This is a genomic window from Acidithiobacillus sp. YTS05, assembly GCF_024396695.1.
In the GTDB taxonomy this organism is placed as follows: Bacteria; Pseudomonadota; Gammaproteobacteria; order Acidithiobacillales; family Acidithiobacillaceae; genus Igneacidithiobacillus; species Igneacidithiobacillus copahuensis.
In genome coordinates, this window is record NZ_CP094359.1 from 1,725,087 (window position 1) to 1,742,783 (window position 17,697).

Below are 17,697 nucleotides of genomic sequence, written 5' to 3' on the forward strand. Positions count from 1 at the left end.
GGTCTGCAGAACTTAGCTCTGTTGCGTGGGTGTCTCGCATTTATCCGGTGTACAACGACGATTCCTGGGATGGAAGAGATCCCAGAGGGAAACCAGGACCATGACTACCAACCCCACATAAAAGAGCGCTCGAGTAATCTCTGGAGTGAGCAAATGCTGGGTCATCCCAAATACACCGACGAGAACCAGAACCGGTCCGACGGCACCTGACAAGGCTCTGGACCACTGGTGGTGAGAAAACCAGCCGGCGAGGTTTGCCAGAAGCACCATGCTGGCAAATAGGGGGATCAGCCAGTGCATGAATAACCCCTCCCATTGGCTGAGGAAACCCATGCCAATGGCGGCACCCAGGCTAGCGGCTGCCGGAAAACACATGGCACAGCTGAAGCTACCGAGGATTGAGCCAACAACCCCGGCTTTATCGATAATACGGGTAAGGACTGACATAGGACCCTCCTGCGAATGGAGTCAGGGACAAAACCACTTCGATGCACTATTCTTACATCCGTACTTGGGTACGGAGTCAACTGCCATGGATTCACAAGAATCAACTCTCACGATCGGTCGCCTCGCAACGGCGGTGGGTGTTAACGTCGAGACGATTCGCTTTTATCAACGCAAACAGCTATTGCGCGAGCCGCCTCGTCCCCTTGGAGGGATTCGTCGATACACCGAAGGGGACGCGGCGCGAGTAAAATTTATCAAATCAGCGCAACGATTGGGGTTTAGCTTAGAGGAAATTCATCACTTGTTATTGCTGGATGAGGGCATGCGCTGCAGCAAAGCGGCGGAGATTGCAGAAATTCATTTGACTGAAGTTCGTGCCCGCTTGCAGGATTTAGAGAGAATGGAGAGCACCTTGGCTAATCTGCTTGAGAAATGCAGTCGTGGGGATAAAAATGTGACTTGCCCACTTATCGCAGCATTGCAAACAGATGTAGAGTAAGCCTCAGCAACGAGTTCGGATAGTGCCAATTGCGAACGACCGCTTTTGGTCTTTTCCCGTCATAGATCCTGTCCCTTCCGACGCAGGTTCACCCCAACTCAACATCATCACGGCTAGGCGCAGGCTTTTGCGGCGCTTGAGCCTTTTTCTCCTGTTCCTGTTTCCTTCGATCTGCTCTGGCTTTCTCCAGATCTCTCTGCCGCTGCCGCTCCAGTAACTGCTCGTGCCAATAGCGCTGAAATCCCGTACTCGCCTGCTCTGATCCCGGCATACCCGCGTCCAGCGCATCATCCAGTGCCTTTTCGGGTATTTTTACCGGGGCAGCCTTGTCGGGAATCTCGATCCCGTAGTCTGTCACTGCCACGGTGGAGAACGTCTTGCCGGGTTGCCCACCGCCAGAGGCTTTTTCAAAGGATTGGCCTTCGAGGGCGACCAGGTGTCGCAACTGCAACCCTTGAACAGCGCGAGCCTGCTCGATCGATGCTGTCTGGTAAACGATGTGGGCGCGGTAGTCGGTTCCTTCGAGCAAAATGAAGGACCGGTCGTACTGCTCGTCCAGGCCTGTGCCGAGGACACGCCCCACCAGACGATCGCCTGGCTTGAGTCTGGTCACCTGCGGGACGCAGCGCGGTTCGGACATCAAGGCTCTCGCCTGGGCCACCATCTTGCTGCGCGTCTGCAAGACCTCGAGCTCTCGAAGGCCCTTGCTCCATCCCGCCTCCAACGCCCAGGTAGAAGACCCGACCTTTTCCGCCAAGCCTAAACGCTCCAGGGATTCCAGGCGTTGAATGCGCAGGCGCTGCTCGGCATAGCCACGGTCTTTCGGCAGCAACGGCCTCTCCGCCAGAAAGGAGCGACCCTCAGGCAAAGGGCGCGCCAGGCGCTCGATCTCCCGATCCAGCGGCGTGAGACGACGGGCATCGATCTGTTTTTCTTTGGCCTGACGGAGTTCTGCGGGGGAGCGGTATCCCAGACGCTCGGTGGCAATCTCGGAGGCAAGATTGCGCATCCCCCGCTGGATCATCTCCGGCGGAATTTGCAATCCCCGATTTCCTCGAATCAGCACGTGCACATGGGGATGCCCAGTGTTGTAGTGCTCGATGCCCGCCCACTCGACCTTCTCTGGCTCCGGCGACAGGTGCGGCGCAAGCCGCGCCATGTACTGGCGAGTGTATTCCCGCAGAGCCAGACGATCCCCCTCTTCCGGCGCTACGATTACCTTAAACAAGCGCGGGTCCCCCGCCAGTTGCCATTCCCCGAGGCGCTGTTTGAGGGAGACCTCCTCGTTCCGGGCGTCGAAGCCTTGGCCCCGTTCGTCCTCTTTCTGGGCGCCTTCGCGCTCGAGATAGCTGCCGTGCGCAGCCCACTGCCCTTGCTTGCGGTTGCCAACGTAGTTGGTCTTGACCGTAACCCGACGGGCGGCAACCCGGTCTGGGGCACCCAACGGAGCCAGCTTGTATGCCCTTCGGCTGGCAAGGCTCCGGGGGAAAGGAATGATCTTTGCCCCTCCCCCAGCGCCCTTGGGTAAGGCCCGGCGTTCAGCAACGATCTGACGGACGACCCGGGCGGCTTGGGGACGGCCATGGCGCTCCTCTTCCTCGATCGTCTTCCCGCGAACGAAGGATTTCCCGGAAACCGAGGTATCGGAGCGCCGCTCACTCACAACAGGCTCGCAAAGGTGGCCAGCAAGAACAACAGAAGGAGGCCAGTCCCGGAAACGAGCCAGGCCGGGCGCACTTCGTATTCTTCTCGGGCCATTAGCAGGCAACCCAGTCCGCCCAACAGCAGGAGCAAGGCGCCCGACGGCGCATCGAGGAAGGCACCCAGTATCCCGGAGGATACCCAGGGCGGTGGGTGTCCCACGGCCAACAGGTAGCCATAGGTTGCTCCCACGCCATAGACCAGGACCAACACCGCGAGAATGGCGAGCAGGGGAACTGCCCAGGCACTCCAGCGCTCGCGCAAATGCTGCGACGTGGGTGGCGATATGCTCACGTCCGCAACGGACTGCGGGGGTGTGGCGTTGCTCTCCTCAGCAGCAACGGTAGGTGCTTCCGGTCGGCTCGCCTTCGCTGGACCCAAGGTCGGTGGCAACGCCACTTCCCGCCCAAAAAGCCGTCCAGCCCATCGCCAGCGCGGCACCCAGACCGTTCCTCCCGGGGTATCCTGGCGCAATACCCGCGGCGGGATTCTTTTTCTGGACAACAGCTTCTTCATCTCCGCATCACTCGGCATCTTTTCCCTCCTCCAGAATTCGTCTGCGAGCGTAAGCAATCAGGTCTGGCTCCCGCGTGTGCAGGAAACCCTCGACCAACAGTTGCTTGATTCGCATCTCGGCTTCTTCCCCCAGACTCTTCGCCAACCAGTCGGCCAGCTTCTCGTCGGTGTCCATCGCGTAGGCCGTGAACAGCAACGGCAAATACAAAGAGGGGTTCTGGAGAATGCGCAGCGCCTTCGCGCGTGCCTCCGGCTTCAAAGCCAGAACACCGCGACTTTCTGCCGCTCACTGCGCCGATCCTCACGCATCCGTGGGTTAGGCGCCCGCAACTGGACCCGCCCCTGCAGCTGCTTTCCCTGGTCCAGGGCCTGCAGGACAACAGCGCGATTCGTGTCCTTCCGGTAGAGCCACCCCAGTGGTATCTTGGGAAACCCTTCGAGCCATACCCCTACGGCATCCGAATCAAAGGGATTGTGCCGATCCCGGGCCAAAACGACGGGACTCTCCGAGCGTATACCCGACAACCCGCTGGCTGCTGGAAACTCCTGGTTAAAGGCGAGATTCGAGACTCTGCGCATGGTGAAGACTCCTCGAGGCAAGAATGAATCGATCCTGGCTGATGGTGACGGTCAAAACCTGGGGCCGGGCACGCTCGATCAGCCACTGAGCACCCGGACGATCCGGGCGGTCTGGTCCCTCCTTGAGCCCCGTACCTTGCGGGAAGAGCACGATGGTCTTACCCGCCATCAAGATCTGGGCAAGGTGGCGTAACGCAAAGGGGCTGTCGGTGTCGAGCGGGACCATGCGATGGCCACCGACCAGCCACCCGTACCCACGCAACAGGGGAGCACAAAGCGGGTGTCGTGCATAGGCAGGATCTACCGGAAATAGCGCATTGCGAATCCCCCGCCTGTGCGCCAACCACCAGGCAAGGCGCGGACCGTCGAGTAAAGAGACATGGGGGCGGGCGAGAACCAGGAGCCCTGTCATGTCCGCGCTCCAAAAGGTTTTCCCGGCTTGCCTTTCTCGTCTGCAAGTAGTGGGTGTGCATCCCGGTTGGAGCACATCCAGAAATAGCTTCCCTTTTTCTTCTTCGACTCCAGGCGCTTTATCGTCGCTGAACCTTTGCAGATGGGACAGGGGAGGGTTTTTGCGCCCTTGCCGTTGCCATTGGTCTTCGCAGGAGTGGCAATGCCCGCGCCATTTGCCTTCATCTTGGTGATGGCAGTGGTCACCGTATCGGTTACCGCTCCGACAAAGCGATCGGCAGGAATGCGGCCGGCAGCCACTCCCGAGAGGAGGTCCTCCCAGCGGGCGGTGGTCACCGGGTTGGCAAATTCCCCCAGGTTGGATCGTTCGAGATAGGCGATCAGTGCCCGCCCTTTTGGGGTGGAGATCAGCTGCTTGCCCTTTTTCTGCAGATACTGCCGCCCAAAGAGCGTTTCCAGGATCGATGCTCGCGTCGCTTCGGTTCCGAGCCCCGAGGTCTCTTTGAGTTTGGCGCGCGCCTCTGGGTCCGTCACAAACTTGTGGATGTTGCTCATGGCATCAATCAGCGAGCCTTCAGTAAACCGCGCGGGAGGCTTGGTCTGCCTGGCTTGCACTTGTCCGCTCTGCCCCTGGATGGAATCACCAGTTTGCATGAGCGGCAGCGGCGCCTGCCCCTCCTCCTCGCCCTCCTCTTCCGACTGCGCCTCTTTGCCGTAGAGCCTCTTCCACCCGTGGTCCAGGTCCTGCCGCCCCGTTGCTTTCCAGGTCTCACCACCAAGCTCTACCAAGACCAACAGAGCCTTGTAGCGATACTCCGGCAGGAACAGTGCTACATAGGATTTCCAGATCAGCTCATAGAGCTTCGCCTCCTTCTCTGAGAGCCCAGAAGCCCGCTCACCCGTGGGAACGATGGCGTTGTGGGCCGTGATCTTGCCGTTGTTCCAGGTAGCATGCTTCTGCCGAGGGTTGACCAGGCTGCGTACCGCGTCGGAAATCGGAAGCGATTGCAGAATCTTTGGGGCGTCTGCCAATTGTTCCTCGGGCAGGTACCGGCAATCCGTTCGGGGATACGTGGTGATTTTCTTCTCATAAAGATGTAATGGATGCCTCCCCTTATAGGATCGGCAGCGGGGAGCTCCACGAGTAGGCAGGGAGCCCTCGCTTGAACCGAACGGCATCAAAGTGCCAAGGTGGAAGTTCATCCACAAATGGGTCAAGGAGGACTCACGATGCAGAATACAATTTATGGGCTGGATTTGGCAAAACGGGTGATGCAGTTGCACTGGGTAGATTGGGAGACGGGCGAGATTCATCGCAAGCAAGTGCGACGTGGCAAATTGCTCGAGTTCTTTGTGAACCGCGAGCCCGGCATTGTCGCCATGGAAGCTTGTGGTAGTGCCCACTACTGGGCGCGGGAACTGGGCAAGCTAGGGCACGAGGTGCGCTTGATCGCGGCGCAGTTTGTGCGCCCTTTCGTCAAGACCAACAAGACCGATGCGGCAGACGCAGCGGCGATCTGGGAAACTGTTCAGCGTCCTGGTATGCGCTTTGTCGCCGTCAAAAGCGAGGAGCAGCAGTCCGTTCTGGCCTTGCATCGCATGCGGGAACAGTTGGTCAAGATCCGGACCATGCAGGTGAATGAGATTCGGGGGCTGCTCTATGAATTTGGTATAGATCTTCCCCAAGGCCGCGAGAAAGGTCTCAAGGAGATCCCCGATGCTCTCTCGACGTTGGAGGACAGGCTATCGGCCGTGGCACTAGAGACCTTCCGGCGTCAGATCCAGCGGCTGGCAGAATTCGACAAAGACATAGCCGATATAGAGAAACGGCTGAGGCTATGGAAAAAGGACCAGGAAGCGGTGGCCCGTTTGATGGCGATCCCTGGCGTGGGGCTACTCACTGCCACAGCTATCGTGGCTACAGTAGGGGATATGAAGTCCTTTCGCTCTGGCCGGGAGTTCGCGTCGTTCTTGGGGTTGGTTCCACGGCAGACCGGTACTGGCGGGAAGATTCGCCTGTTGGGTATCAGCAAGCGCGGAGATACCTATCTCCGAACCCTATTGGCCCATGGGGCGCGAGCCGTGGTGAATTGCCAGACCAGGGATCGAAATCCCTGGATCGACAAATTACGCTGTCGGCGGCCCCACAATGTGGTCGTCGTAGCACAAGCCAATAAAATGGCTCGAACGATCTGGGCGTTGCTGGCCAAAAACCGCCAGTATGACCCGAATTACAAGCCAATAGCGGTAGCCGTCGCATGATTACAGGACGATAGTCGAATAGCATGTTTATAGTTTCACAGTTGCGCAGGTAGGCACGATTGATGGCGTAACAGGTCAGACCGGGGAAGGGAGAGCCTGGATCAATCTTGTCCCAAAAAAGGACGCAATAAAGATAAGGTCCCTTTCAGCGGATTTCATCAGGGCCAGCAGGAACCTCCTGCATAACAGGCCGGATATAAGGCAGCACTTTGACCTCACCGTCATACATCGAACGTCGACTTGCTCAAATGGAGGCATCCATATAAGGGATTGGCAGGTGTCGAGAACCTCCTGGGCGCCCATGCCAAAGCGGCTCGAGGCCACCTTTTGCAACGTCGAGAGATTGAAGGGCAAGGGTGCTGCCTGCTTCTGCTCCTTGGCCTCGAACTTGGTTACCCGGCCTGTTCCCGTAGCCTTGGTAGCAGCGGCATCCGCCAATTTCCGATCGATCAGCCGGCCCTCGGAATCAAAACCTGGTCCATCGGGGTTCTGCGGGCTCCACTTCGCAATGAAACCGCCCCGCGCATGCTGGCATTGGGCAAAGACTTCAAAATAATCCGAAGGCCGAAAATTCTCGATTTCGATATCGCGCCGAACCACCAGGGCCAGGGTTGGCGTCTGTACCCGGCCAACGGAAAACAAATCGCCAGAGCGAACCGTGACACAGCGCGTAAGATTCATGCCCACCAGCCAGTCGGACTGGCTTCGCGCCTCGGCAGCATCCTTGAGAGGGCGGTACTTCTCGTTGCTCTCCAAGGCAGCGAAGGCCTTCTGGACGTTTTCCCTGTCCAAAGCCTTGAGCCAGACCCGCAACACCCGACCCCGATACCGAAAATGCTCCAGAATCTCGTCGATCAGGAGCTGCCCCTCGCGGTCGGGGTCTCCGGCATTGACGACCGTATCGGCAGTCTTCAGCAGCTTGCCAATGTGCTGTAGCTGCTCCTTGATGCCGCGGCCGGTCTTGGGATGCTTGATCCACTGGTCAGGGATGATGGGCAGATCCTCGAGGCGCCATATCTTCGTTCCCTTGGCCGTCTTGGGGATGGAATCCGGCAGGTATTCGTCGGGCTCCGCCTGCTCCAGAATGTGTCCAATGGCATTGGTGATTTCATACTGGCTGGCCTTCGGCCCCAGCCCCTCCCGAATCGCCCGGCCCATGCTGGGCTTTTCGGCAATGATGACAGTGGCCATGGTGATGACTCCTGAAAATTCCTGACTGGGTATAGCCAGACCCGGAGGGGATCGGTAGGCTGGGCGCTTTTCGGGAAATCAATAGCATCTTCTGATGTAGTGGTCTTCCTTTGCTGCGATATTCTGCGGCAGATTTGGCGAGAGTGCTGGGCAACGCCTTTACGCTGCAACAAAGTGAACGAGAAGAGCACCACACGCCCTCCGGCGGCTTGCAGATGTTTACCTATGGCTTGTGTCAACCCAAAGTTGAAATGTCCTCTTTTCTCCCAGACTGAAATGTCCCCTTTCTCATGCCTTTTGTGGTGTCAGAGGGTAGCGGAGGGTGAAGAAGTGGCGCCTCGTCTCCACGGATGGTCGGGTGCAGGCTTATAGGTTTTGCGGTGGAGCTGGATGGTCTTGGCTTGCTCGACGGTGGCATGGATGCTCTTCTCATCGTCTACGGGGATGGGCGGCTCGCCTTCGTTGAGGATGCGATAAGGCAGAGCCTTTCCTTGGTAAAGCAAGGTCACCGTGCCGTCGAAGGCCTCGCAGACCGTGATCTGTGCCCCTCTGAGGCGATAGCCTTTGCCCTGTCCGGTGAGCTGGTACTCCCGGTTCTTGTACTGGAGGGTGAGGTTCTTCGAGAGCTTGCGGTGGCTTTGCAGGCTGAAGATCAGGTCGAGCTCCAGAGCGTCGTGCAGCACCGGACGATGCGCGTCGGTGGCATTCTGCGGAGCCACGGCGAAGCGTGCGTTGTACTCCTTTCTAAAGCTCGGCAGGAAGGCGTTGGCGGCGTCGATGTCCGAAATGCCGGCCAGACGCAGCTCCTTGACCAGGCGATCCTGGAGGGTCTGATTGGCCCGCTCGACGCGGCCCTTGGCCTGCGGTGTGTTGGCGTGGATCGGTGCGATGTCGAGGGTCTTGAGCGCGCGGGTGAACTGCGTCAGTTCCCCCTCCCGCTCCGGGTGGTTCACCCGGAAGATGCCGTGCTTGTCGGAGTAGAGCGCCACCGGCCGCCCATGCTCGCTCAGGTAGCTGCGCAGGGTCTCCAGGTAGGCTTGGGTCGTCTCGGCGGGGGCGAAGCGCAGGGCCAGCAACTCGCTGGTGGCATCGTCAATGAACACGATCAACGTGCGACGCGGTCCCCGACCCTCGAACCAATCATGGGGTGAGCCGTCGATCTGTACCAGCTCGCCCCGGCAGGGACGCCGGGGACGGCGCTGATGGATCTGGGCCGACTTGCGGGTTTTGGGCTTCCACACTCCCTCGGTCATCATCCACTGCCGCAGCGTCTCCGCCGAGAGCTGGTACCCGTGGCGCTCACGGAGCTTCTCAACGGCCAGCGTGGGGCCGAAGTCGGCATAGTGACTGCGGACTAACCCCAACACCTCTTGGCGTACCGCTCCCGATAGCGCATTGCCGGGACGCTGCCCCAAGTGGCGGGACACCAGTCCTGCCGCCCCTTCCTCTCGAAATCGGATCAGCAGACGCCTGACCTGCCGCACGCTCAGACCGAGTTGCTGTGCCGCCTCATGCTGCCGTACCGTCCGGCTGACCACCTGCTGCATCACCTCCAGCCGGTCCACCGCCTTCTGCGTCATCGTAATGGTCTCCTCTGTCACCGCTCCCCCAAAACCAAAAGGGGACATTTTACAATTGGACAAAGAGGACATTACGCCTTTGGGCTAACAGTTTACCTATGGCTTGTTTCAAAAGCTCGCATGATTGGCTACTCTCGCACCTGAATGGCAACTGGGTCAGGAGACGGTAGTGCCCATAAGCTTTGCGGTCCATGACGGTCAGGGGGTGTTTTCTTATCCCAAGGAGCCCTTCTGGGATCTGGATGAACAGTTGGATGAGCTGATTCACGCCAAAAATACCGGGCAGATGAGTCTGAATGCCTATCTCAAAGTGTTGCAGGCCCTAGTAGCGCAGGAGCCCGAATGGATTGATGGCCATGCGCACATTGGCAACACCTACTACGAAAAAGGGCAACCCAAGAAAGCGCTAGAGGCTTGTCTCAAAGGGGTAGAGATTGGCCAACGACTGGTCCCAAGCGGATACCAAGGACCCGTAGAATGGGGACACTTGGAAAATCGTCCCTTTCTGCGAGCCATGAATGGCGTGGTTCTCTCTTACGTCTACCTGCACCGTCATAAGGATGCCATTGCCGCCATCCAGCAGCTTCTCGCCTATGATCCCGATGATAATCTCGGTGTGCGCTTCTTCTTGGGATCGGAGCAACTACGTGTTGGGCAAAAGGAGCAGGCTAAAGTCACTCTGAAAGAGGAGTCGGTTTATCCCCCTTGTCGCTATGACCTCGCGTTGCTGTATCTGGAGGATGCCGATTATCTTCGCGCCGCCACGGAACTACGTAAGGCCTTTCTCTTGAATCCTTACATCGTGGAGGAGCTCTTGGGCAACCCGGAGCCCAGGCGTACCTTGCGCACAAATTCCGCGCTCTTTGCGGATCGGGAAACGGCTGACCATTACGTGCATACCTACAGCGGCCGATGGAACTATCTCTATTCCTACCTGAACTTCTTGCATTGGGTCTACAACCATTCTGTGACGCTCCGAGACCGGGCGGCCTATCAGGCCATTTTGGAGGCGATGCTGCAGGAAAGTGATGGCAACCGGCGTGTGGCGCTGCTGCACCAGAGCGAAGAAATTTTAATGAACATAACGGACAAGAGCTCTCAGCCCATTGTACAGAAGGTAACCACGGCACGAGGGCGGGAAGGTCATCCTTGGCACATCTTAGAGGATGACCGGGGGATTTTGTGAGAACCCATGCTAGCGGAAACTGCGGAGCCCCAAAATGATTCGTCCCGTTCCCGTATTGCGATCGTTACTTTTGACGGCCTGTGCTCTTCTTTGCCCCGTTACCAGCATGGCCGCATCCAGCACCGCCACAATGACTTGGCAGAAGCCCAAGGTGCTGTGGATTGGCACAGACAATGCCAATGATCACCGGGTAGGGAAGGGGCTGTTTTCTGCGAACCTGATCCAGGCTGCTCCTGGATTACCCAAAGAGTGCTGGGAAAAGACAGCCCTTGGCAGCAAATATCTCGTAGCTCCCAATGGTCCCTACTGGTGTCGCGGCAACAAGACCGGCCTGGTCATTGGGACGGACCAGTTCAGGCTCCTCTCCTGCGCTGGCGATGGCTGCCAAGCGATAGAAACCTTTGTGCCTAACCAGTTCTTTGCTGCCGGAAAGGAGTCACTTGGCTACTGGAGTGGGCAGGCGGTAACGTGGCCCAAAGTCGTGGAGTTGCAAATCGAACGCTAATCCTGGTGCTCCCCTATACACTCGCGTCCGTGCGCCGGCGCGGCAAGCGCGATCTGCATGCCGGCTCAGACCCCAAATCGAGGGAAGCCCTATCGCGTGCGTCCATATCTGATAGTCGGCACAGAGAATACGGCCTAACACTTGAGTGGACCCACCACGGCCCAAACGTCAACCCGCAGAGAGCGCTACCGCGATGCCTGGAAACGAACGGAGCACTTTGCCGTCCATGGTTACGAGCTTCGCGGCAAGTTTCTTCGCAAGCGCTACAAATTCGCAATCGTAGGCGGAGCACTCACTGTTGCACACAAGTTCCAGGACGCTGTGCGAGTCCACTTCGTATTCGGCGCCATTGAGCAAGTCTTCAGCTTCGCTTTGGAGCGCATACGCCTGCTCAAACGTTAGGTTCCCCCGCCGCATGTATCCGGCCAGAACGTTTCGAAACTCGCTACGCCAAAGTATGGGTGCGGCCCAATCAGGGTCGCGTTCCATCAGTGCCTCTGCCACCGCCGTGTACTCCCCCGGGAGGTACAAATACGCCAGCACGTTTGTGTCCACGACGATCATGGACGCCCTTCTTTCTTCAAGGCGTCAATATCATGGGCGTGAAACTCCATACTCAATCCTGTCCGTAGCTGGCGGGCTCGGGCAAGTCGCTCGCCAGGAGCTATCTTGGTCGGCGTAAGCACGGTCTCAAGGCACACTATGGCCTCGCTGTTCAGGCTACGGCGGTGCATCTCCGCTGCGGCCCGTAGTCGATCGTACACATCATCCGGAATATTCTTCAACGTCAGTGTCGTAGGCATTATTCCCTCCAACCACTATGGCACCATAATGGTTTCATTGTACAACCCCATTGCTTGCCTGCCAATCCGCCGGCCAACCGATCGCTGCAGGAGACGCTCCGCCTACCGGCGGCGCGATTACACGTCTGCATACCGATACCAGCCAGTAATCGAATCGCATTCACTGACGACCCATTAGTGTATTCCAACATGGTGCACCCCTATCGACAAGGTTTCCTGACAGTCAATGACCGACCAGAGCTCCCATACCCCCGGCTTGGCAATGACCAGCCGGTACCCCCGATACACCAGTTCCTCGACGGTTGCCCAAAAGTCCAGATGAGCGCCCTGGATATGCAGGTAGCGCCGACCTTCCTCGCTTCGCAGCCCGAGGATCGGCAGCAGTCTTCCATCATGGCGCCGGACAAGACCCAACAACCCATTGTTCACGCAGCGTGAGATGGCCTCCCCTGAATCGGATGACCACCACCCTCTCCTGTACGTAACCGCTTCCTTTCCGCTCATGGCTTCGTCTCGCATCAAAACACCTGTCGTGGTATAGCCGGGAGAAGTTGCGCCGAAAAAAAGACCGGGTGCGGGGCCGATTGGCGGCGCTAATCGGCCAAACCCGCGCCAAATCTGGCCGCCGTGAAAATGGTATAGCTTTTCCATGCACCCTTTATCTTGCATTCAGTGTTGTGCCCAAATTTTGGTAAATTGACGCAAAAGTTGCGTCAACAGCGGATGTTGACGCATATTATGCGTCAATTATGGTGAGGAGCGAGGCAATGAAACGAGCTACCACGGCAGAGCAAAAAATCCGGATGCAAGAGGCAAGGCTTGCCCAAAAACAGGTCCTGCCCGATTCCATCCTGAACTGCACGCTGGAACGATACGCACGGATGAACAAAACCCGGCAGGAGGAACAACGCGAACAGTTACTAGGCGCCATCCTCCAGCAGTCCTACCAATCAGGAGATCAATGGATATTTTCTGGGGTGGTCCGTACGTTGGCCTTGCAGATGGGGGTCTCCCGGGATTTTGCACGGCGCGCGGTTGCACACTTCGTGGCATGCGGCATTCTGACCCCTACCGGGTACTCCGATGGCAAGGGCAAGCCCAAAGAGTACATCGTCAACATTACTCCGTGAGCAATCGGCCAGGAGACCGACTTACTCGATCTCTGCGCTCTCTCTCGCGGGGCCTGGCTTGGCTATCCGCTCACGAGTGGGGCCAGGCTTCCTATCAGCATCCCGCTCCCGGATGATTGCCTCTCGATCCTGGACTTGCTTTTCACCTGGCAATTCTTCGACAACCACCTCACGATCCAGGCGCCGTAATGCTTCTCCCAATCGGTCGAGAATTTCGTGCACCGCCCGATACGCGGCACCACGACCGCTGAATCCCCCTACTTCACGCATGACCTCGGTGGCAAGGTTTACCCCCTTCTCCGCCCCCTTGCGTTTCTGAAAACGCAACTTGCCGTCCGGGTCGAGTCGCCAATCCAACAGATTGGTATTGTGGGCAAGAACCTGATAAATCGCATATTGTCGCGGCCGTAGTTCCGCAGCTGCCAACTGATCCAGCGATTGGGCAAGAGACCTAATCCCCCGCATCCGTTCGGGATCCTCCGTAGCCGCGCTCGACAAGGCGGCGGGAAGCTCGATGCCATGTCCTTCACCCAGCTCTTCCAGGGACTGGTCACGAAGATGGCCAGGCTCCGCACCAAGAGTCTTTGCAGTGATCTTCCGGTACTGCACAATCGCCGATTGGAGACCGCCAGGATCCTCCGGGCTGACATCCGCCTCGATCATGGCCTGCAGGAAGGCGAGTCGTGCCTGATGCTGGGCATCGTCGCGGTTCATGCCACCCTGGGACTCCATCCCGCGCGTGTGCCGCTGAAAGGTGCGCTCGAAAATCCGCAGGCTGGTTGGGTCCACGTTCGGTGTGGAGAGCTCGATGTTGCGGAGCTTGGCCGTCAGGCGGACCGAGAGTTCCGTAGCCAGCGCCCGGGCGCGAACGCGCTCCTCCACATCAGGGCCAGCCAGTTGAGTTACCTGCTTTTCCAGCCATCGTGCGTGATCCAGGCGCGACTGTTTCTCTGCTGACTCCGGGAGGCCTGCCGCCAGCTCTCTTTCCTCTGCCGCCCGTTGTTGGCGAAACGCTGGGAGATGTGTCCACACCTCTCGCAGTTCCGCATCCACATCATCTTATATGGATGCCTCCATTTGAGCAAGTCGACGTTCGATGTATGACGGTGAGGTCAAAGTGCTGCCTTATATCCGGCCTGTTATGCAGGAGGTTCCTGCTGGCCCTGATGAAATCCGCTGAAAGGGACCTTATCTTTATTGCGTCCTTTTTTGGGACAAGATTGATCCAGGCTCTCCCTTCCCCGGTCTGACCTGTTACGCCATCAATCGTGCCTACCTGCGCAACTGTGAAACTATAAACATGCTATTCGACTATCGTCCTGTAATCATGCGACGGCTACCGCTATTGGCTTGTAATTCGGGTCATACTGGCGGTTTTTGGCCAGCAACGCCCAGATCGTTCGAGCCATTTTATTGGCTTGTGCTACGACGACCACATTGTGGGGCCGCCGACAGCGTAATTTGTCGATCCAGGGATTTCGATCCCTGGTCTGGCAATTCACCACGGCTCGCGCCCCATGGGCCAATAGGGTTCGGAGATAGGTATCTCCGCGCTTGCTGATACCCAACAGGCGAATCTTCCCGCCAGTACCGGTCTGCCGTGGAACCAACCCCAAGAACGACGCGAACTCCCGGCCAGAGCGAAAGGACTTCATATCCCCTACTGTAGCCACGATAGCTGTGGCAGTGAGTAGCCCCACGCCAGGGATCGCCATCAAACGGGCCACCGCTTCCTGGTCCTTTTTCCATAGCCTCAGCCGTTTCTCTATATCGGCTATGTCTTTGTCGAATTCTGCCAGCCGCTGGATCTGACGCCGGAAGGTCTCTAGTGCCACGGCCGATAGCCTGTCCTCCAACGTCGAGAGAGCATCGGGGATCTCCTTGAGACCTTTCTCGCGGCCTTGGGGAAGATCTATACCAAATTCATAGAGCAGCCCCCGAATCTCATTCACCTGCATGGTCCGGATCTTGACCAACTGTTCCCGCATGCGATGCAAGGCCAGAACGGACTGCTGCTCCTCGCTTTTGACGGCGACAAAGCGCATACCAGGACGCTGAACAGTTTCCCAGATCGCCGCTGCGTCTGCCGCATCGGTCTTGTTGGTCTTGACGAAAGGGCGCACAAACTGCGCCGCGATCAAGCGCACCTCGTGCCCTAGCTTGCCCAGTTCCCGCGCCCAGTAGTGGGCACTACCACAAGCTTCCATGGCGACAATGCCGGGCTCGCGGTTCACAAAGAACTCGAGCAATTTGCCACGTCGCACTTGCTTGCGATGAATCTCGCCCGTCTCCCAATCTACCCAGTGCAACTGCATCACCCGTTTTGCCAAATCCAGCCCATAAATTGTATTCTGCATCGTGAGTCCTCCTTGACCCATTTGTGGATGAACTTCCACCTTGGCACTTTGATGCCGTTCGGTTCAAGCGAGGGCTCCCTGCCTACTCGTGGAGCTCCCCGCTGCCGATCCTATAAGGGGAGGCATCCATTACATCTTTGCCATGCGCTCGACCCGGCGTAGAAACGCAGCCTGGGAGTGGAGTTCGTCCAGTGCTTGCGCCGGATATCCGGCGGCCCGCGCCTGCTCGAGGACATCGGCCAGGGAGGGCGGGGAGCCGTTTACTTGATATCTGGTGTCATCCATAAGCATCGTGAGGCTCCCCCTATTGTTTCTCGGCTGTGCTGCCTACCGCATCGGCAAGCAGCAGGCATGCGGTCTGCTCGGCAAGCCACGCCATCGTATGCGCTTTTTGACCATGTTCGAGAATCCAGGAATGGATACCCTGAATCAGCTGCTCTACATTTTCGTCAAGGGCTTCTGCCAATTTGGGCAGAATGCCATCGACGACCAGACTGACAGGTTCATGAACGTAATTCCCAATTGCCTTGTCGCAGTAGCGCCTGGCGAGTTCACGAGCATTCCCTTGCGAAACTGGGCGACAGGTCAGGTCCAGAAGGCAGGCCTGCAGGTCATCCAACAAGTCTCTGCTCAGTGCGGCAAAAGCATCCAGTCCGTCCACGGGACGGGACTCCTGGGCAATCCGGACCATGGCAGAAAAGAGGCGCGCGGTAGCCATGCCGGCGAGTCTCTGCTCATCACCTGGGTTCAACATGCTTCCTCCGAAGTTCCCCGACTGTGTACCTTCGGGTATAGCCGGGACCAGGCGGGATCGGCAGCCTGTTTCAGGCAATGGCCTTTCCCAACACAAAATGGGTGGCCACTGCATGACCGATGGCCAGTGCCACGGGTTCAGGCAGGTACACCTGCAACGCGGGTCCCCCCATATCCACGTCGAGGAGCAGTGTCTGGTTCTCTGCAGCCCGCAGATAGGATCGGTGTGCGTTCGTCGACTGATCCGTCAAGGCGGCGAGATATCGGAACAACAACCCCCCAACCAGCAGGCCTGCCGGTTTTACAAACATCGGGCGGGATTCCCTCGGGCAAGCCGGAATCGAGGGATTTTCTGGCATCCAGGGCGCATTGCGCACGACGATTTCATGTGCGGTGGACATGCCCAGGAAGGCCAATTGCTGTAAGGCAGGACGAACCACCGTATCCCGCAAAAATCCCGCCACCATCACCGGATCATTCAGGTCCCCAGGCCGTGCCGGAGGAACATTCTGCTCGAGATATAATCGGGCCTCGAGGGTGGCGATGGTCAATGTCGATAGAGGCAAGACGCGATCGGCCCTTTCTCGTTGTGTCAGTTTTGCAGCTGGCTTTTTCATCGAATCCTCAAGGTAGGGGTCTCCTGTCGGTATAGCCCCTCCGCGTTGCGGCGTTCACTCCGCCTGCTCGGAGTTTTCTTGCCCGGCTAGCCTCTGTGCGGTGTTGCCTGGAGAATCCATCACGATTGGCAAATCCTGTAGCGGAATCCAGAAGGCCCTGGCTACCCCGAATTCCCGAAAGTGGGTAACCCGTGCTTCGACGTTCGGAAGTCTGTGCAGTGGGCCACTCCAGGAGCCGTTTTCTGACCAGCGCGTGCCCTGTAACAGTTTCGCGAGCGGAGGATGCCGAACCGGCAACGCCAGAAAGGGTACTTCCTCCCGTAGCTTCACCATCAGCCCCACGACCGCCAAGATCTTTTCATCCCGGCGATCGGGTGAGGGCATCATCGTGGCCACCCGCGCAATGGTTTGCCCCACCGTCTTGCCGTTGGGTAGCGCTGCGGCGCAGAGCGTAAAGAAAAACTCTCCCGCCAGGTTCTCGGGAGTCATGCCCACGTCGCCGCCCGGGATCGGATCACCCTCCCTGGGTATGGGCAGGACGATGTCGAGATCGATGCCATGCACATCCAGCAGGGTCTTCGCCAACGCCGCACGCAGTACTTCCCCCCGCATCTTGCTCTTGGTGAAGATGCGTAGGTATGGAGCCAGCAAGCGGCTCAATCGCTCTGCACCCTGAATTTCCTCCTCTGGAATCTCCCGCAGTATTCCAGGGATCGGGTACCCACCCGTCTTGCGGATCGTGGGCAGCACTTCCTCGGTCACCCATCTACGAAAAGGCCTCGCTTCTGCGCGGCGGGACTTCAACAGTGCGTGGTAGAGGCCAGACTCGGAAATGATCGTGGCTAGTTGATCACCGCCTGGGGTACTCACAATCTGAGTACCCTTCTCATCCTCGTCCAACCAGCGGGCAAGGCTCAGAGCATCCCTATACCCCAATGCCTGGGCAACATCGCCAGCCACAAACCACAGCTGACCGTCGCGATCGACGATACGAATCATCGCCTGATGGAAGTGAAACTGCAGGATTTCTTTGGACATAGGACTATCCTCCTCGAGAACCGAAAATGCGGATGCATCTGCACCCAAGGGGGTATAGCCAGGATCCGTTGCGCTGTGGGCAAAGAGTGCTCTTTTCCCTGTCGAGAAGGGGCCTTACATCG

At 58.1% G+C, this 17,697-nt stretch carries 22 protein-coding genes; 5 read left to right on the plus strand and 17 right to left on the minus strand.

Annotation, left to right across the window (positions count from 1 at the left end; all coding sequences use genetic code 11):
• Window positions 1-12 precede the first annotated feature (12 nt).
• Window positions 13-447 (minus strand): organomercurial transporter MerC, encoded by a 435-nt coding sequence (merC, locus tag MQE22_RS08555; protein WP_255789566.1) that lies wholly within the window; start codon window positions 445-447, stop codon window positions 13-15.
• Between the two features lie 85 nt (window positions 448-532).
• Here merC and merR point away from each other — a divergent pair, with 85 nt between their 5' ends.
• Window positions 533-946: a mercury resistance transcriptional regulator MerR gene (gene merR / locus MQE22_RS08560; RefSeq protein ID WP_255789568.1), complete on the plus strand. Its 414-nt coding sequence runs from the start codon at window positions 533-535 to the stop codon at window positions 944-946.
• Window positions 947-1,034: 88 nt separating this feature from the next.
• On the opposite strand, the gene MQE22_RS08565 is transcribed toward merR, so the two are convergent.
• From MQE22_RS08565 to MQE22_RS08590, 6 genes are read right to left on the minus strand one after another with little or no spacing between them, the layout of a single operon-like run.
• Complete coding sequence (locus MQE22_RS08565; protein ID WP_255789569.1) at window positions 1,035-2,609, minus strand: DUF3363 domain-containing protein; 1,575 nt, start codon at window positions 2,607-2,609, stop codon at window positions 1,035-1,037.
• Window positions 2,606-3,181, minus strand: coding sequence for a hypothetical protein (locus tag MQE22_RS08570; protein WP_255789570.1), 576 nt, complete (start codon window positions 3,179-3,181; stop codon window positions 2,606-2,608). Before MQE22_RS08570 ends, MQE22_RS08565 begins: the two co-directional genes overlap by 4 nt.
• Entirely contained in the window at window positions 3,171-3,422 is a 252-nt protein-coding gene (locus MQE22_RS08575; RefSeq protein WP_255789571.1) for a hypothetical protein, read from the minus strand. The genes MQE22_RS08570 and MQE22_RS08575 overlap by 11 nt, the downstream gene beginning before the upstream one ends.
• A complete protein-coding gene (locus tag MQE22_RS08580) occupies window positions 3,419-3,742 on the minus strand; it encodes a hypothetical protein (RefSeq protein ID WP_255789572.1) in 324 nt (107 codons plus the stop codon). The genes MQE22_RS08575 and MQE22_RS08580 overlap by 4 nt, the downstream gene beginning before the upstream one ends.
• Window positions 3,714-4,154: a 1-acyl-sn-glycerol-3-phosphate acyltransferase gene (locus tag MQE22_RS08585; protein WP_255789573.1), complete on the minus strand. Its 441-nt coding sequence runs from the start codon at window positions 4,152-4,154 to the stop codon at window positions 3,714-3,716. The genes MQE22_RS08580 and MQE22_RS08585 overlap by 29 nt, the downstream gene beginning before the upstream one ends.
• A complete protein-coding gene (locus MQE22_RS08590) occupies window positions 4,151-5,467 on the minus strand; it encodes a DNA topoisomerase (RefSeq protein ID WP_483190448.1) in 1,317 nt (438 codons plus the stop codon). The genes MQE22_RS08585 and MQE22_RS08590 overlap by 4 nt, the downstream gene beginning before the upstream one ends.
• On the opposite strand from MQE22_RS08590, the gene MQE22_RS08595 reads away from it, so the two are divergent.
• Window positions 5,384-6,415, plus strand: coding sequence for an IS110 family RNA-guided transposase (locus tag MQE22_RS08595; protein WP_255789396.1), 1,032 nt, complete (start codon window positions 5,384-5,386; stop codon window positions 6,413-6,415). The two genes, MQE22_RS08590 and MQE22_RS08595, sit on opposite strands and share 84 nt — an antisense overlap.
• A 75-nt stretch (window positions 6,416-6,490) precedes the next feature.
• On the opposite strand, the gene MQE22_RS08600 is transcribed toward MQE22_RS08595, so the two are convergent.
• Together MQE22_RS08600 and MQE22_RS08605 are read right to left on the minus strand one after the other, a co-directional pair.
• Window positions 6,491-7,606, minus strand: coding sequence for a DNA topoisomerase (locus tag MQE22_RS08600; RefSeq protein ID WP_255789578.1), 1,116 nt, complete (start codon window positions 7,604-7,606; stop codon window positions 6,491-6,493).
• Window positions 7,607-7,911: 305 nt separating this feature from the next.
• Complete coding sequence (locus MQE22_RS08605; protein WP_304665202.1) at window positions 7,912-9,207, minus strand: ISNCY family transposase; 1,296 nt, start codon at window positions 9,205-9,207, stop codon at window positions 7,912-7,914.
• A gap of 148 nt (window positions 9,208-9,355) precedes the next feature.
• On the opposite strand from MQE22_RS08605, the gene MQE22_RS08610 reads away from it, so the two are divergent.
• Window positions 9,356-10,372, plus strand: a complete 1,017-nt coding sequence (locus tag MQE22_RS08610) for a tetratricopeptide repeat protein (protein ID WP_255789583.1) — start codon at window positions 9,356-9,358, stop codon at window positions 10,370-10,372.
• 34 nt (window positions 10,373-10,406) lie between these two features.
• The gene (locus MQE22_RS08615; RefSeq protein WP_255789586.1) at window positions 10,407-10,877 is read left to right on the plus strand and encodes a hypothetical protein; all 471 of its coding nucleotides are present in this window, start codon (window positions 10,407-10,409) and stop codon (window positions 10,875-10,877) included.
• Window positions 10,878-11,045: 168 nt separating this feature from the next.
• Here the strand turns inward: MQE22_RS08615 and MQE22_RS08620 are convergent, their stop codons facing one another.
• Window positions 11,046-11,441, minus strand: coding sequence for a type II toxin-antitoxin system VapC family toxin (locus tag MQE22_RS08620; protein WP_255789592.1), 396 nt, complete (start codon window positions 11,439-11,441; stop codon window positions 11,046-11,048).
• Window positions 11,438-11,680, minus strand: coding sequence for a FitA-like ribbon-helix-helix domain-containing protein (locus MQE22_RS08625; RefSeq protein ID WP_255789594.1), 243 nt, complete (start codon window positions 11,678-11,680; stop codon window positions 11,438-11,440). Before MQE22_RS08625 ends, MQE22_RS08620 begins: the two co-directional genes overlap by 4 nt.
• Before the next feature lie 767 nt (window positions 11,681-12,447).
• On the opposite strand from MQE22_RS08625, the gene MQE22_RS08630 reads away from it, so the two are divergent.
• Entirely contained in the window at window positions 12,448-12,810 is a 363-nt protein-coding gene (locus MQE22_RS08630) for a hypothetical protein (protein ID WP_255789596.1), read from the plus strand.
• A gap of 21 nt (window positions 12,811-12,831) precedes the next feature.
• Here MQE22_RS08630 and MQE22_RS08635 read toward each other — a convergent pair whose 3' ends face one another.
• The 6 genes from MQE22_RS08635 to MQE22_RS08660 form a co-directional block, all read right to left on the minus strand.
• The gene (locus tag MQE22_RS08635; protein WP_255789597.1) at window positions 12,832-13,842 is read right to left on the minus strand and encodes a hypothetical protein; all 1,011 of its coding nucleotides are present in this window, start codon (window positions 13,840-13,842) and stop codon (window positions 12,832-12,834) included.
• Window positions 13,843-14,135: 293 nt separating this feature from the next.
• Entirely contained in the window at window positions 14,136-15,167 is a 1,032-nt protein-coding gene (locus MQE22_RS08640; protein WP_255789396.1) for an IS110 family RNA-guided transposase, read from the minus strand.
• A 129-nt stretch (window positions 15,168-15,296) separates the two neighbouring features.
• The gene (locus tag MQE22_RS08645; RefSeq protein WP_255789598.1) at window positions 15,297-15,452 is read right to left on the minus strand and encodes a hypothetical protein; all 156 of its coding nucleotides are present in this window, start codon (window positions 15,450-15,452) and stop codon (window positions 15,297-15,299) included.
• Window positions 15,453-15,471: 19 nt separating this feature from the next.
• On the minus strand, window positions 15,472-15,921 hold the full coding sequence (locus MQE22_RS08650; protein ID WP_255789600.1) for a hypothetical protein: 450 nt from the start codon (window positions 15,919-15,921) through the stop codon (window positions 15,472-15,474).
• Between the two features lie 70 nt (window positions 15,922-15,991).
• Window positions 15,992-16,537, minus strand: a complete 546-nt coding sequence (locus tag MQE22_RS08655; protein ID WP_255789601.1) for a hypothetical protein — start codon at window positions 16,535-16,537, stop codon at window positions 15,992-15,994.
• A 54-nt stretch (window positions 16,538-16,591) separates the two neighbouring features.
• Complete coding sequence (locus MQE22_RS08660; protein ID WP_255789604.1) at window positions 16,592-17,575, minus strand: BRO-N domain-containing protein; 984 nt, start codon at window positions 17,573-17,575, stop codon at window positions 16,592-16,594.
• Window positions 17,576-17,697: the final 122 nt, after the last annotated feature.